The organism is Oceanicella sp. (genome assembly GCF_056449545.1).
Map to the genome: position 1 here is coordinate 1 of NZ_JBWOMN010000136.1, position 14,162 is coordinate 14,162.

A 14,162-nucleotide genomic window follows, 5' to 3' on the forward strand; every position below is an offset into this window, starting at 1 on the left:
CTGCCCGACCTGCTTGAAGAACTGCGCGGCTATCGCATGGCGGCGGCCGAGCTTCGCGAACGGCGCCGCGACTGGCAGGCCGCCGCGCTGGCCTTCGATGCGGGAGCCACGGAATGACCGCCGCGCGCAACATCGCCCGCGCCGCCGCCCGCGCCAGTCGCGCCGGTCAGGACCGGCGCCCGGCGCCCGACTATTCGGTCCGCAAGCGCCGCGGGCGATTTTACGTCGAGATCAACGGCAAGATCATCACCGGCGGCAACGGCTACGAAAGCTACGCCGCCGCGCTCAGCCGCGTCGAAAAACTCACCGTCCAGATGGGCCTGACCGTGCGCAAATGCATGTGCTGCCGGGTGAAATTCCCCAGCGAGGGCCCCCACAATCGCCTGTGCACCATCTGCCGCGGCAAAACCGCCACGATTTACGATGTCTGACCCCGACCTCATCACCGCAGGTTTCATCCTCACATGGCTGTCCGGCGCCGTTTTCGGCGGCGTGGTCGCTCGCTTCGCAAAGTGGAGGCCAAAATGACCCACCGCATCTTCATCACCGCCGGCGAAGTCGCGGCGCTGATGCGGATCCGCTCCGCCAGGTCTTTCCTGCAGCGCCGCGCGCGGCTGGAACGGGATTTTGATTTTCCGCCGCCGCTCGCATGGACCAGCAATCCCATGCTGTGGCGTCGCGAAACCGTCGAGCACTGGATCGAGTTTGACGGCCACGTCGCGCCCGAACGTCCCGATCCCGCCGAATTCGCCGCCGCGCGGAACCGGATGCTGCGCGAGGCGGGCCGCGCATGAACGCAAGCCGCCCCATATCCAAGCCGCCGGCGCGCCTGCGCCAGCGTCAGCGCGCCAGCGGCGAATGGCGGATCTGGTGGGAACCCGAAGCCGCCGTGCGTGAACTCGGGTTCGCAACCGCCGAACTGGACTGCAAGCGCCTGACCTGGTCGCGGCGCGAGGCCGAGCGGCTGAACCGCGAGGTCGCCGACGCGCGCACCGGCGCCGGGGTCGGATTGCGGCGGGCAGGGGGGCGGCGCACGATCGCCGCCCTGATCGCCGCCTATCGGCAATCGCCGCGCTGGGACGGGCTGAAGCCGCGAACGCAGCAGGATTACCGCGCCGCGTTCCTGCGCATACAGGACAAGTGGGGCGAGTGGCAGGTGGCGCTTTTCACCAAGCCCGTGGTGCTTGAATGGTATGAAACCCTTTATCGCGCCAACGGCCCGCGCATGGCGCAATCGCTGATCGGCAAGCTGTCGCTGCTGATGACCTACGCCGAAAATCGCGGCTGGATCGAACACAACCCCTGCCTGCGGCTCGGCATGATCGGCGGCAAACCCCGCCAGCGGATCGTGACGTGGGAAGAATACGACGCGCTGATCCTGGCGGCGCAGGATCTCGGCCTGCGCTCGGTGGCGCTGGCGATCGCGGTGGCGTTCCTGCAGGGCCAGCGCCAGACCGACGTTCTGGCCGCGAAGAAAGACGATTTCCGTGGCGAGGTCTGGCGGGTGCTGCGCTCCAAGCGCTCCAACCTGGGCGCGTTCGACGTGCACCCCCAGCTGGCGCCGATGCTGCTTGAGGCGGTCAGTGCAAATCTGGACGTTGAAACGCTGATCGTCAGCGAGACCACGGGGCGCGCCTACAAGGACGACCATTTCCGCCATCGCTTCCTGAAGGTGCGGGCCCACGCGGCGAAGCGGATGCCCTCCGTCGCCGACGCCCAGTATCGCGACCTGCGCCGCAGCTTCGGCCATTGGGCGCGGGTGGGCGGCGCATCGGAACGCGACGTGGCCGATGCGCTCGGCAACAACGCCTTCACCGATCCCAAGCTGAGCGGCACCTACATGCCGGCGACGGCCGTGACCGCCAGCCGCGCGGTCCATGCCGTCCAGCGCCCGGAAATCGCGAAACGAAAAGACAAGGCATGACCGACGACACACTGATCGCCCGCGCGGCGCGCGCCGCCGCCGCCGGCGATCTCGCCGCCGCCAGGGCGACGCTGGAAAACGCACTGCGCATCGCGCGCGAAAACCAAGTCTTTGCCGACGAAACCCACGCGCTGGATCTGCTGGAGGAGATAGCCGTGATGGAGAAAACCGCATGAGCCGTTGGGACGCCCACCTGCTGAACTACCTGCTGCGCGCCATACTCCGCCGTTGCCATTGGAAAAACTTGACATGACCGAAGCGGGGCGCCGCCAGAATGAGGAATGCAAGAGAAGCGATCCCCAAATGATCATCGTCATCAAGGGGCCGAAGATGTCTTTGGCGTCCTGCCCGAACGAATCCTGCGAGCGAAGCGACCCTAATCTGGTCTTTCACGTCGAGGGGTCCGAGATGTTTCAGGTGGTCTGCGCGACCTGCGGCGCCGCGGGGCCGCTATGCTGCAGCGACGCGGAAGGGGGCTGGAACCGCCTGCCGCGAAAGCTGGAGAAGCAGTCGTGACCGTCCGACCGTCCGACCGTCCGACTGACGCAGAGGTCGGACAGTCGGACGTTCCGCCGAAGACAGGCCGCACAAGTATTTGCAATTTCAAGGTTTTATGGTGGGTGATGCAGGGTTCGAACCTGCGACCCGCTGATTAAGAGTCAGCTGCTCTACCAACTGAGCTAATCACCCGCCGTGGAGCCGGTATCTAGGCCGGCGCGGGCGCGAGCGCAAGGGGTGATTTCGGTCCCGGGCGCGGTTTTTGCGCCCGGGGGGTCATTCCCACTCGATGGTGCCGGGAGGCTTGGAAGTGATGTCGTAGGTCACGCGGTTGACGCCCTCGACCTCGTTGATGATGCGGGTCGCGGTCTCGCCCAGAAAATCATGCGCGAACGGGTAGTAATCCGCGGTCATGCCGTCCACCGAGGTCACGGCGCGCAGGGCGCAGACGTAGTCGTAGGTGCGCCCGTCGCCCATCACCCCCACCGTGCGCACCGGCAGCAGCACCGCGAAGGCCTGCCAGATCTCGTCATAGAGGCCGTGCTTGCGGATCTGGTCCAGATAGACCGCGTCGGCGCGGCGCAGGATGTCGAGCCGGGCGCGGGTGATCTCGCCGGGGCAGCGGATGGCGAGGCCGGGGCCGGGGAAAGGGTGACGCCCGACGAAGGCCTCCGTCAGGCCCAGTTCGCGGCCCAGCGCGCGGACCTCGTCCTTGAACAATTCGCGCAGGGGTTCGACCAGCGCCATGTTCATGCGTTCGGGCAGGCCGCCGACATTGTGGTGCGACTTGATGGTCGCCGAGGGGCCGCCGGTGAAGCTGACGGATTCGATCACGTCGGGGTAAAGCGTGCCCTGGGCGAGAAATTTCGCGCCGCCGACATCGTGGGCGTGCTTTTCGAACACGTCGATGAACAGCCCGCCGATGATCTTGCGCTTGCGCTCGGGGTCGGCGACGCCTTCCAGCGCGTCGATGAACAGGTCGGCCTCGTCGGCGTGGATCAGCGGGATGTTGTAGTGGTCGCGAAACAGCGTCACCACCTCGTCGGCCTCGCCCATGCGCATCATGCCGGTGTCCACGAACACGCAGGTGAGCTGATCGCCGATCGCCTCGTGGATCAGCACCGCCGCGACCGAGGAATCGACCCCGCCCGACAGCCCGCAGATCACCTTGGCGTCGCCCACCTGTTCGCGGATCCTGGCGATCGCCTCGTCGCGATAGGCGGCCATGGTCCAGTCGCCGGACAGCCCGCAGATGTCGTGGGTGAAGGTCTTCAGCAGGCGGGCGCCGCCGGGCGTGTGGTGCACTTCGGGGTGGAACTGCACCGCGTAGAAGCGGCGCGAATCGTCGACGATGGCGGCCTGCGGGGCGTTGGGCGAGCGGCCGACGACGCGAAAGCCCTCGGGCAGGGCGGTGACGCGGTCGCCGTGGCTCATCCACACCTGGGCCGGGGCGTCGACGCCGGCGAATCCGGCGAACAGCGGATGCGCCTCGTCCATGCTGAGGAAGGCGCGGCCGAATTCGCGGTCATGGCCGGCCTCGACCCGGCCGCCGAGCTGGGCCACCATGATCTGCTGCCCGTAGCAGATGCCGAGCACCGGCACGCCCAGCGACCAGATCGCCGCGGGCGCGCGCGGGCTGTCGGGATCGGTCACCGAGGCCGGGCCGCCCGAAAGGATCACGCCGCGCGGGGCCAGCGCCGCCAGCCGCGCCGCGTCGAGCCTGTCGAAAGGGTGGATTTCGCAGTAGACGCCGCTTTCGCGCAGTCGCCGCGCGATCAACTGGGTCACCTGGCTGCCGAAATCGACGATGAGGATCAGATCGTGTTCGGTTTTCATGGCGCTGGTTAGCCGAGCCCGCAAGCTGGCGCAAGGTTTCGCTGCGCGTCGCGGGGCGGGCTGTCGGCGCGGGGGTCGCGCGACGCCCGAAAAGCCGAAAGCGACCCGTGATATGTCGCGGACGAGCGCTGCATGTGCGGATTTCCACGCCTGCCCGCGGCGCAACGGCCTATCTTCGCAGACATACCGGGAAAATCGGATCACGGGCGATACAAATGGCTGATCTGCTGCAGAGCGACTCAACGAAACCCCGCCGCCGCGCGCGCACCGGCGGCGGCGCGGCGCGGCGCGCCGAGCGCACCGCCCGCAGGATCGAGGCGGCGCGTTTCATCGAGCGCCGCATCCCCAATTTCGAGATCCTCGACGACGAGGCGCTGGCGATCATCGAGACCAACGCCGAGACCGTGCTGGAGGAGATCGGCGTCAGCTTCGTCGACAACCCCGGCGCGCTGGCGCGCTGGCGCGACGCGGGCGCGGATGTCGACGGCGAGCGGGTGCGCATCCCCCGCGGGCTGGCGCGCAAGCTGTGCGCCACCGCGCCGCGCGCCTTCACCCAGCACGCCCGCAACCCGGATCGCAACGTGGAGATCGGCGGGCGCAACCTGGTGCTGGCCCCGGTCTACGGCCCGCCCTTCGTGCGCTGCAACGAGAAGGGCCGCCGCTACGCCACCATCGAGGACATGCGCAATTTCGTGAAGCTCGGCTACATGTCGAAATGGCTGCATCACTCCGGGGGCACGGTCTGCGAACCCACCGACGTGCCGGTCAACAAGCGGCATCTGGACATGCTGCTGGCGCATATGACGCTGTCGGACAAGCCGTTCATGGGCTCGGTCACCGAACCGTCGCGCGCCGCCGATTCGGTGCGCATGTGCGAAATCCTGTTCGATCGGCCCGAGGGCGGGCTCGACACGGTGATGACCTCGCTGATCAACATCAATTCGCCGCTGACCTTTGACGCGGTGATGATGGGGGCGCTGGAGGTCTATGCGCGGGCCAATCAGGCCTGCATCATCTCGCCCTTCATCGTCGGCGGGGCCATGGCGCCGGTCTCGGTGGCCGGCACGCTCACGCAGGTGCTGGCCGAGGTGCTGGCCGGCATCGCCTATTCGCAGCTGATTCGCCCCGGCGCGCCGGTGATCTTCGGGGCCTTCGTCACCTCGATCGACATGAATTCCGGGGCCCCGACCTTCGGCACGCCCGAGGCGTCGAAGATTCTGTATGGCGCGGGGCAGCTGGCGCGCCGCCTCGGGCTGCCCTTCCGTTCCGGCGGGGGCTTGTGCGGTTCCAAGCTGCCCGACGCGCAGGCCGCCTACGAGACCGCCAACACGCTGAACGCGGCGCTGCTGGGCGGGGTGAATTTCATGCTCCACGCCTGCGGCTGGCTGGAGGGCGGGCTGGTCGCGTCCTACGAGAAATTCGTGCTCGACGCGGATCAGCTGGGAATCCTGCATTCGGTGGCCGCAGGGGTTGACGTGTCCGAGGACGCGCAGGCGCTCGACGCCATCCGCGAGGTCGGACCGGGGGGGCATTATCTTGGCTGCGCCCACACCCAGGCGAATTTCAAGACCGCGTTCTGGCGCACCGAGCTGCTGGACTACAAGCCCTTCGAAACCTGGTCCGAGGAGGGCGGGCGCGATTCGGCGACGCTGGCGGACTCGCGCTGGAAGCGCATGCTGGCCGAATACGAGGCGCCGGCGCTGGACCCCGGCAAGCGCGAGGCGCTCGACGATTTTGTCGCGGCGCGCAAGGCCGCCGAACCCGACAGCTTCATCTGAGCGGCCGGGGGGGGGGGGGGCCGCGCCCCCGGCGCCCCCCCCCCCCGGGGCCGGGGGCGGGGGGTGGGGGGGGGGGGGGGGGCGCCCCCGCCCGGGGGGCCCCCGCGACCATGGGCGCAGGCGGGCGGGTTTGCGGCGGGGGCCGCGTTCAGACCGGCTGCGCGGCGGGGATGCGCGTGGCTTCGGCCACCAGCGCAGCCAGCACCTGCACGTGCTGGGGGGCGGAATAACCGGCCGCGCCTTCTCGCCTGGCTTCTTCGCATTGCGCTTCAAGCCCCGACAAACGCCGCAAAATATCCGCTGCGCGCTTGCGTCCGATCAAGCCCGGCAAGATCCGCGACAGGTCGCGGTCGCGGCTGTAGAATCGCGCCCCGGCCCGGGCGGCGCGGGACAGGATGCGCGGGCGTTTCAGCGCATGGACGGGGGTTGCTGCGAAGACGCCGGCGGGATCGAAAGCGATGGTCATCTGAAAGCTCCGTACAGGGAAACGACTCGTTCATAATCACCGATCTTCTGGGGTGTTGCTCAACGTGAGGTAGAACCGCGCGCTGCTCAAAAAAATGATTAAATTCAGTTGTGTGAAAGGAATTTCACGCGAATCACTTTATGAAACTACGCTTAACAACTTGTTCATAATTCAACCATAGCTTGAAAAATGCCTAAAGTTCACAGCAAAGGCGAATTAAATGATGCGCACCGACCTGACGCTCCAGGACAGCCGCCGCGCCGCGCAGATGCTTCTCGGCGATTGCGCTGGCGAAAAACGGCTCGCGGACGCGGCGCTCTACATCGCGCACGCGATCGCCGGGGTCTCCATGCGGCGTCTGGCTGCGCATCTCGACTGCCAACCTTCCACAGTGATGCGCGCCGTGCGGCGCGTCGAACTGCGGCGCGACGATCCCCTGCTGGACGCTCTGTTCAGTGAAATCGAATCGCTGTTCGACGCGCAAGACGGCGCGCAGGCATTATCCATGGAGACCGCGTTGACCCAACTCCGCCCCCGAACCATTGCCCAGAATGACAAGCAGATCGAGAAGGAGGCCAAGCGCATCCTGCGCCGCATGTGCGAACCCGACGCGTTTCTGGCGCTGGCGCGCGGCGCCGACACCGCCTGCGTGTTCCGCAAGGGCAAGGAGGGTCTGGTGACCCTGGCCCGCGTGCCCGTCGCCGCCGTCAAGGGCTTCGCCGCGCGCGAATGGGTCGCCTGCGCCAGCGTCGGGCCGAACATGGCCCGCTATGACGTGACCTCGGTGGGGCGCGCCTGGCTCAAGCGGGTGATCGCCGACGAGGGCGCCTCGCGCCGCCGCGCCCATGAGATGGCCGGCATGGCCGAGGCCGCCTCGCCCTTTGCGCGCCAGCATCAGCTTGACGGCGAACGCAACGTGCGCGAGGGCGAGCAGAGCCGCCGGGTGCGCGTCAATCTCGGCGAGACCCCGCTGGGCTGGCTGGCCAAGCGCAAGGGGCCGGACGGCAAGCCGTTCCTGACCTCGGCCGAGGTCGCCGCCGGCGAGCGCCTGCGCGAGGATTTCGAACAGGCCCAGATCGGCCCCAAGGTGGCCCAGGACTGGCAGCGGTTCCTGACCCCCGGGGCGCATTCCGGGGTGTCGCGCCTGCGCGGTCCCGCCGAAGGTCCGATGGCGGCGCGCGACAAGGTCAGCCGGGCGCTGGAGGCCCTCGGCCCGGGGCTCAACGACGCCGCCATGCGCGCCTGCTGCTTTCTGGAGGGGCTGGAGGCCACCGAGCGGCGCATGGGCTGGTCGGCGCGCTCGGGCAAGGTGGTGCTGAAGATCGCGCTCACCCGCCTGTCGGAGCATTACGGCTACGCCGCCAAGTCGGCGGATCTGCGCAAGGCGGTATGACGCAGGGCGCGGCGGCGCAGGGATGTTGCACTGCACCATATCAGTGCTTATCTATGGTGCAATGCAATCCTCCCACCGATATGGAGTCGCGCCATGCTCGCCCATCCCGCCTATGGGGTCTCGCTCCTGAAGAGAGACGACGAGACCGTTTACGACTATTTCCTCAGCTTTTCCCCCGTCGCGCCGTTCTTCGGCGTGGAGTGGCGTTTCAGTGACGTGTTCAGCCTCGAGCCGGCGATCTCGAAAGCCGCCGAGGATGTGGCCATGCGCGCCGGCGAGGCCGTGGGCGTCGTGGCGCAGGAGGGCGTGAAAACCGCCCGCTGCGCGGTGGACGCCGCGGCCGAGACCTCCCACGCGACCGCGGCGCTGGTCGAGGCGGTCGCCGAGGCGGCGGTCGAGACCACCACCGAGATGGCCGAGGCCGTCGTCGAGACCATCGCCGAGGCCCCGCGCCCCGCCGACCTGTTCGGCGCCGTCGCCGCGCCTGAAGTCGCGCCCGCGCCCGAAACTGAAGTCGCGCCCGCGCCCGAAACTGAAGTCGCGCCCGCGCCCGAAACTGAAACCGGGGCTGACGTGGCTGCGTTCGACATCGGGGACGCCGCCGCGCCCGAGACCGCGCCCGAGACCGCGCCCGAGACCGAGACCGCCGCCGCGCCCGAGACCGAAGCCGAGGACGCGCCTGCCGCGCCCGAAGGGCTGCTGGACGCGGCGCCGGAAACGGTCGATGATCTCAAGCTTATCAAGGGCATCGGTCCGAAGCTTGAGAAAGAGCTCAATGCGCTCGGCATCTACAGATTCGCCCAGATCGCCGATCTGGACGAGGACGGGCTGCTCTGGCTTTCCAGCAACCTCACCTCGTTTCGCAACCGCCCGGTGCGCGGCGGCTGGGTCGAGCAGGCCCGGGCGCTGATGGCCTGAGGCTGCGGAGCCGGGCCCGCGCCGGCAATCATCCATGACATGGGAAAGGGCGCCTCGCTGGGCGCCCTTTTTCGCATCCCGCCCGGATCAGCCCGCGGCGGCGACGATGCCGGCGAAATCCGCGGCCTTGAGGCTGGCGCCCCCCACCAGTCCGCCATCGACGTTGGAGACCGCGAAGATCTCCGCCGCGTTGCCCGGCTTCACCGAGCCGCCATAGAGCAGCCGCACGCCCTGGCCCACGGCGGCGCCGAAGCGCTCCTCCAGCCGCGCGCGCATGAAATCATGCATCTCTGCGATGTCCTCCAGCGTCGGCGTGCGCCCTGTGCCGATGGCCCAGACCGGTTCATAGGCGACCACCAGGCGATCCGGGCTCGCGCCTTCGGGCGTCGAGCCGGCAAGCTGGCCGCCGACCACGGCCAGCGCCTCGCCCGCGTCGCGCTGGGATTCGGTTTCGCCGACGCAGACGATGGCCAGCAGCCCGGCGCGCCAGGCGGCGCGGGCCTTGGCGGCCACCTCCGCATCGGTCTCGCCGTGATCGGCGCGGCGCTCGGAATGGCCGAGGATGACGGCGCTGGCGCCCGCGTCGGCCAGCATCTCGGCCGAGACGTCGCCGGTATGGGCGCCGTTTTGCGCGGCGTGGCAGTCCTGCCCGCCGCAGCGCACCGGGCCGCCGGCGGCCCGGGCGGCGGCGGCGGCGAGCAGCGTCGCCGGCGGGCAGATCAGCACGTCGCAGCCGGGCGCGGGGACGGCCCTGGCCAGCGCGTCGATCTCGGCGAGCGCGGCGGACAGCCCGTTCATTTTCCAGTTGCCGGCGGCCATCTTGCGTCGCGTCATCGCGGGTCTCCTGATCTGTGGGGCGCGCGGGCGCCCGCGCGGGGTTGCGCGCCCGTTATAGCGGGGCGGCGCGCCGCGCGCAGCCCCCGCGCGCGCCTGCGACCGCAGGATTGGCGATTTTCGGGTTTTTCTCGCATGGGGGCGGGGCGGCGGGATCAGGCGCGGCGCAGGGCCTTGGCCAGATCCAGCGAACGATTGGCCCAGAGCATGGCCTCGTCCGGGTCGTCCCAGCTGTCGTCGGGCAGGCGCCAGTAGCCCATCTGCCTTGTCTTGCCGTCGCGCCGCGCATAGGTGAAGGGTTCGGAGCCCTCGGCGGCGAGCGCGCGCGCCACCACGCCCTCGGCGCGCAGGAAGATCACGTCGCCCGAGGAGATCAGCGCGAACATCACGCCGTCGCAGTAAAGGCCGGCGCCGCCGAACATGCGCCGCACCGAAATCTCGCCAAGACCCGAGAACAGGTCGATGGCGTGTGATTTCAGCGCCGCGCTGACCGTCATGCGGTCAGACCCCCTCGAACTTGATCGATTCGCCGCAGCCGCAGGCCTCGGTCACGTTGGGGTTGTTGAACACGAACCCGGCCTCCAGCAGCGAGGTGCGGTAGTCGATTTCGGTGCCGAACAGGAACATCTGCGCCATGGGCGCGATCAGCACCCTGGCGCCGTCCTGTTCGATGACCTCGTCATGCGGGTCGGCGGCCTCGGCGTAGTCCATGGTGTATTCCATGCCGGCGCAGCCGCCCTTGCGCACCCCGACCTTGAGCCCCAGCACGCGCCCGTCGGAGCCGTCCATCAGCTGGCGGATCTGCTTCACCGCAGCCGGGGTCATGGTGATCGGAGGTTTCCCGGGAATCCCGAACATCGCGCGCCTTTCAACCTTGTGGCGAAAACATACGCGCTTGCTCTTGCATCATCAAGCGCCGGCGCGGCGGTTCGCCCTGTTCGTCCGCAAGTCATGCGCCATGGCGGCGCGCAGGGCCGAGGCCCTGTTTCGAATCTATGAACCGAAGACGGCGCGCGCAAGGCGGGCGGCGCGATTCGCGCATTGCGCGTCGGCGCCGCATGGCGGGGTCACATGAATCCGAGCTCCAGGCGCGCCTCGTCGCTGAGCATCTCCATGCCCCAGGGCGGTTCCCAGACCAGCTGCACGTTGACGGTCTTGACGCCGGGCAGCGGGGACACCGCGTCGGCGATCCAGCCGGGCATCTCGCCGGCCACCGGGCAGCCCGGGGCGGTGACGGTCATGTCGATGTCGACATGGGCCTCGTCATCTATGGCGATGCGGTAGATCAGGCCGAGATCGTAGATGTTGACCGGGATCTCCGGGTCGTGGACCGTGCGGCAGGCCTCGACGATGGGGTCGTAGAGCGGGTGATCCGGCGTGGATGGGGCGATGAGGGGGTCGCCTTCCCGGGCGCTGGCGTCCATGCTGGTCTCCGGTGGGTTGCTGGGGCGGGTCGCATCTAAGCTGTCCTTCATATAGAAACCCCGCGCCCGCGCGTCCAGTGCGGCGGGCGCTCCCAGTGCGGCGGGCGCCCCCGGTGCGGCGCGGTTTGCAGGCGGGCGGGCGGAGGCGTAAGGGTTGCCGAAATGTCCGCGCCGCCCCGGGGGGGGGCGCCCTGCCACGGAGCCGCCCTTGTCCAGTTTCGCCTTCGCCATCGCCGCCGCCGACGGCGCCGCGCGCACCGGCTGCGTGCATACGCCGCGCGGGACCATCGCCACCCCGGCCTTCATGCCCGTGGGCACCGCCGCCACGGTGAAGGCGATGCTGCCCGAAAGCGTGCGCGCCACGGGCGCCGACATCCTGCTGGGCAACACCTATCACCTGATGCTGCGTCCGGGGGCCGAACGCATCGCCCGGCTCGGCGGGCTGCACCGGTTCATGAACTGGGACCGCCCGATCCTCACCGATTCCGGCGGCTTTCAGGTGATGAGCCTTGCCGGGCTGCGAAAGCTTTCCGAAGACGGGGTGCGGTTCAAATCCCATATCGACGGGTCGGACCGCCACCTGACCCCGGAACGGTCCATGGAGATCCAGCGCCTGCTGGGGTCGGACATTGTCATGTGCTTTGACGAATGCACGCCGTATCCGGCGGATGAGGCGGCGGCGCGGGCGTCCATGCGCATGTCCATGCGCTGGGCCGAACGGTCGCGCGCGGCGTTTGGCGAGCGCCCCGGTCACGCGCTGTTCGGCATCCAGCAAGGCAGCGTTTACAAGGATCTGCGCGAAGAATCGTCGCAGGCGCTTCAGGACGTCGGGTTTGACGGCTACGCCATCGGCGGGCTGGCGGTGGGCGAGGGGCAGGCGGCGATGTTCGACGTGCTCGACTACGCGCCGGCCATGCTGCCGCCCGATCGGCCGCGCTATCTGATGGGGGTGGGCAAGCCCGACGACATCGTCGGCGCGGTGCAACGCGGGGTGGACATGTTCGACTGCGTGCTGCCCTCGCGATCCGGGCGCACCGGGCAGGCGCTGACCCGGTTCGGCGCGGTCAACATCAAGAACGCCCGGCATCAGGACGATCCCGGGCCGCTGGACCCGGAATGCGCCTGCCCGACCTGCCGCGCCTATTCGCGCGCCTATCTGCACCACGTGTTCAAGGCGAAGGAGATCATCTCGTCGATGCTGCTGACCTGGCACAACCTGCATTATTATCAGGAGCTCATGCAGGGGTTGCGCGACGCGATCGCCGCCGGGGCGCTGGACGGGTTCGCCGCCGCCTTTCACGCGCGGCGCGCCGCGGGCGATCCGCCGCGCTGAACGCGGGGCGGGCGCGGTCAGGAACCTGGCGTTCCGGGGGGCGGTCCGGGGGGCGTTCCGGGGGGCGGTCCGGGGCGAAACCGGGCTGGACCGGGCCGGGGGCTGTGATAGAAGGGGCGGGACCAATGCCCGTCGCGGGGCCCGCGACGCGGCGCTGCGACGCGCAGGGCGCAAAGGAATGACGCAGATGAAGAATTTCCTGATCCGGTTTTTCACCTGGTGGAACGGCGCGACCATCGGCACGCGGCTGTTCACCCGCCGCTACGGCGAAAAGGTCGGGACCGACGAATTCGGCAACGACTACTACCAGACCGGCGACGGCAAGCGGCGCTGGGTGATCTACAACGGCTATTCCGAGGCGTCGGCGATCACCGCCGACTGGCATGGCTGGATGCACCACACCTGGGACGAGCCGCCGACCGCGCGCCCGATGCAGCGCAGGCCCTGGCAGATTCCGCACAAGCCCACCGTCACCGGCACCCCGGAGGCCTATCACCCGCCGGGCAGTCTGCTGACCCCCGAAAGCCGCCCGCGCGTCAGCGGCGACTACGACGCCTGGCAGCCGGAATAGCCGGGGCGCGGCGCGCAAGAAGGATCGCCTGACATGGCCAGCAACGCGATGGAGACCGCGATCGGGGCGGTGGTGCTTGTCGCCGCGGGCGGTTTTCTCGCCTATGCGGCGCAGACCACCGGTTTCAGGGCCGGGATCGGCGCCAGCTATGACCTCAAGGCGGCGTTTCGCAAGGCCGAGGGGCTGGTGGTCGGCGGCGACGTGCGCGTCGCCGGGGTCAAGGTCGGCTCGATCACCGGGCTGGATCTGGATCTCAAGACCTATCGCGCGGTGGCCACGCTGACCATCGACAGCCCCGTCAAGCTGCCCGAGGACAGCGACGCCACCGTCGCCACCGAGGGGCTGCTCGGCGGCGCCTATGTGGCGATCACTCCGGGGGGCTCGGATCTGATGCTCGCCGATGGCGACGAGATCCTCTACACGCAGGGCTCCGTCAACCTGCTGGATCTGGTGGGCAAGGCGATATCCTCGCAGGGCGAATGACGACATGGACACGGGCATGAGCAACGAATCGGCCGCGTCGGATGCATGGAACGCGGCGAAATACGACGCCGCCGCGCGCTTCGTGTCCGATCTGGGCGCGCCGGCGCTGGCGCTGCTGGATCCCAGACCGCTGGAACGCATCCTCGATCTGGGCTGCGGCGACGGCGCGCTGACCGAAAAGCTGATGGCGGCGGGGGCCGAGGTGACCGGGATCGACGCCTCGCCCGACATGATCGCCGCGGCGCAGGCGCGCGGCGTTTCGGCCAGCGTCGCCGACGCGCAGGCGCTGGAATTCGACGCCGAATTCGACGCGGTGTTCTCCAACGCCGCCATGCACTGGATGACCGACCCCGACGCCGTGATCGCCGGGGTCGCCCGCGCCCTGCGCCCGGGGGGGCGCTTCGTCGCCGAATTCGGCGGCATGGGCAACGTGGCGGCGATCCGCACCGCGCTGATCGCGGTGCTGGCGCAGGAGGGCGTCGCCACCGACCTGCGCGACCTGTGGTATTTTCCATCGGTCGCCGAGCACCGCCGCCGGCTGGAGGCCGCGGGCTTCGCGGTCGAGGAGATCGCCCTGATCCCGCGCCCCACGCCGGTGACCGCGGGCATGGAGGCGTGGCTGGAGACCCTGTCGGCGGCGGCGCTGGCCCGGCTGCCCGCGCCGCGCCGCGCCGGGGCCCGCGCCCGGGTCGCCGACCTGCTGC

The 14,162-nt window shown here is 69.1% G+C and carries 18 protein-coding genes and 1 tRNA gene; 12 read left to right on the top strand and 7 right to left on the bottom strand.

The genetic code is table 11. The features are described from left to right. Positions 1-113: 113 nt before the first annotated feature. The 5 genes from AC1HC7_RS17025 to AC1HC7_RS17045 all read left to right on the top strand — a co-directional run bounded on the left by AC1HC7_RS17025 (position 114) and on the right by AC1HC7_RS17045 (position 2,440). A complete protein-coding gene (locus AC1HC7_RS17025) occupies positions 114-431 on the top strand; it encodes a hypothetical protein (RefSeq protein ID WP_479499257.1) in 318 nt (105 codons plus the stop codon). Positions 432-464: 33 nt separating this feature from the next. Further along, positions 465-794: a hypothetical protein gene (locus tag AC1HC7_RS17030; RefSeq protein WP_479499258.1), complete on the top strand. Its 330-nt coding sequence runs from the start codon at positions 465-467 to the stop codon at positions 792-794. Further along, a complete protein-coding gene (locus AC1HC7_RS17035; protein WP_479499259.1) occupies positions 791-1,924 on the top strand; it encodes a tyrosine-type recombinase/integrase in 1,134 nt (377 codons plus the stop codon). The genes AC1HC7_RS17030 and AC1HC7_RS17035 overlap by 4 nt, the downstream gene beginning before the upstream one ends. Next, a complete protein-coding gene (locus AC1HC7_RS17040) occupies positions 1,921-2,100 on the top strand; it encodes a hypothetical protein (RefSeq protein WP_479498344.1) in 180 nt (59 codons plus the stop codon). The genes AC1HC7_RS17035 and AC1HC7_RS17040 overlap by 4 nt, the downstream gene beginning before the upstream one ends. Before the next feature lie 73 nt (positions 2,101-2,173). After that, on the top strand, positions 2,174-2,440 hold the full coding sequence (locus AC1HC7_RS17045; protein ID WP_479498345.1) for a hypothetical protein: 267 nt from the start codon (positions 2,174-2,176) through the stop codon (positions 2,438-2,440). A gap of 98 nt (positions 2,441-2,538) precedes the next feature. On the opposite strand, the gene AC1HC7_RS17050 is transcribed toward AC1HC7_RS17045, so the two are convergent. Continuing rightward, positions 2,539-2,614: transfer RNA gene (locus tag AC1HC7_RS17050), tRNA-Lys, on the bottom strand. 84 nt (positions 2,615-2,698) lie between these two features. Further along, complete coding sequence (gene guaA, locus AC1HC7_RS17055) at positions 2,699-4,258, bottom strand: glutamine-hydrolyzing GMP synthase (protein WP_479498346.1); 1,560 nt, start codon at positions 4,256-4,258, stop codon at positions 2,699-2,701. A 215-nt stretch (positions 4,259-4,473) separates the two neighbouring features. Here guaA and AC1HC7_RS17060 point away from each other — a divergent pair, with 215 nt between their 5' ends. Further along, on the top strand, positions 4,474-6,036 hold the full coding sequence (locus AC1HC7_RS17060; RefSeq protein WP_479498347.1) for a trimethylamine methyltransferase family protein: 1,563 nt from the start codon (positions 4,474-4,476) through the stop codon (positions 6,034-6,036). Positions 6,037-6,184: 148 nt separating this feature from the next. Here AC1HC7_RS17060 and AC1HC7_RS17065 read toward each other — a convergent pair whose 3' ends face one another. Continuing rightward, the gene (locus tag AC1HC7_RS17065; protein WP_479498348.1) at positions 6,185-6,502 is read right to left on the bottom strand and encodes a DUF6477 family protein; all 318 of its coding nucleotides are present in this window, start codon (positions 6,500-6,502) and stop codon (positions 6,185-6,187) included. Between the two features lie 220 nt (positions 6,503-6,722). Between AC1HC7_RS17065 and AC1HC7_RS17070 the strand changes: the two genes are divergently transcribed. Both AC1HC7_RS17070 and AC1HC7_RS17075 read left to right on the top strand, forming a co-directional pair. Further along, positions 6,723-7,895: a DUF6456 domain-containing protein gene (locus tag AC1HC7_RS17070; RefSeq protein WP_479498349.1), complete on the top strand. Its 1,173-nt coding sequence runs from the start codon at positions 6,723-6,725 to the stop codon at positions 7,893-7,895. Between the two features lie 93 nt (positions 7,896-7,988). Next, positions 7,989-8,813 (top strand): hypothetical protein, encoded by an 825-nt coding sequence (locus AC1HC7_RS17075; protein ID WP_479499260.1) that lies wholly within the window; start codon positions 7,989-7,991, stop codon positions 8,811-8,813. An 87-nt stretch (positions 8,814-8,900) separates the two neighbouring features. On the opposite strand, the gene tpiA is transcribed toward AC1HC7_RS17075, so the two are convergent. From tpiA to AC1HC7_RS17095, 4 genes are all read right to left on the bottom strand, one after another. Continuing rightward, a complete protein-coding gene (gene tpiA / locus AC1HC7_RS17080; protein WP_479498351.1) occupies positions 8,901-9,647 on the bottom strand; it encodes a triose-phosphate isomerase in 747 nt (248 codons plus the stop codon). A 155-nt stretch (positions 9,648-9,802) separates the two neighbouring features. Then, positions 9,803-10,144, bottom strand: coding sequence for a TfoX/Sxy family protein (locus tag AC1HC7_RS17085; RefSeq protein WP_479498352.1), 342 nt, complete (start codon positions 10,142-10,144; stop codon positions 9,803-9,805). Positions 10,145-10,148: 4 nt separating this feature from the next. Beyond that, positions 10,149-10,505, bottom strand: coding sequence for a HesB/IscA family protein (locus AC1HC7_RS17090; RefSeq protein WP_479498353.1), 357 nt, complete (start codon positions 10,503-10,505; stop codon positions 10,149-10,151). 209 nt (positions 10,506-10,714) lie between these two features. Beyond that, positions 10,715-11,071 (bottom strand): SUF system Fe-S cluster assembly protein, encoded by a 357-nt coding sequence (locus AC1HC7_RS17095; RefSeq protein ID WP_479498354.1) that lies wholly within the window; start codon positions 11,069-11,071, stop codon positions 10,715-10,717. Between the two features lie 208 nt (positions 11,072-11,279). Between AC1HC7_RS17095 and tgt the strand changes: the two genes are divergently transcribed. The 4 genes from tgt to AC1HC7_RS17115 form a co-directional block, all read left to right on the top strand. After that, positions 11,280-12,404: a tRNA guanosine(34) transglycosylase Tgt gene (gene tgt, locus AC1HC7_RS17100; protein WP_479498355.1), complete on the top strand. Its 1,125-nt coding sequence runs from the start codon at positions 11,280-11,282 to the stop codon at positions 12,402-12,404. A 187-nt stretch (positions 12,405-12,591) separates the two neighbouring features. Further along, entirely contained in the window at positions 12,592-12,975 is a 384-nt protein-coding gene (locus tag AC1HC7_RS17105; RefSeq protein ID WP_479498356.1) for an NADH:ubiquinone oxidoreductase subunit NDUFA12, read from the top strand. Between the two features lie 33 nt (positions 12,976-13,008). After that, positions 13,009-13,458 (top strand): outer membrane lipid asymmetry maintenance protein MlaD, encoded by a 450-nt coding sequence (gene mlaD / locus AC1HC7_RS17110; protein WP_479498357.1) that lies wholly within the window; start codon positions 13,009-13,011, stop codon positions 13,456-13,458. 16 nt (positions 13,459-13,474) lie between these two features. Continuing rightward, positions 13,475-14,162 (top strand): class I SAM-dependent methyltransferase (locus AC1HC7_RS17115; protein WP_479499261.1); only part of this gene is annotated, 688 nt, incomplete at its 3' end.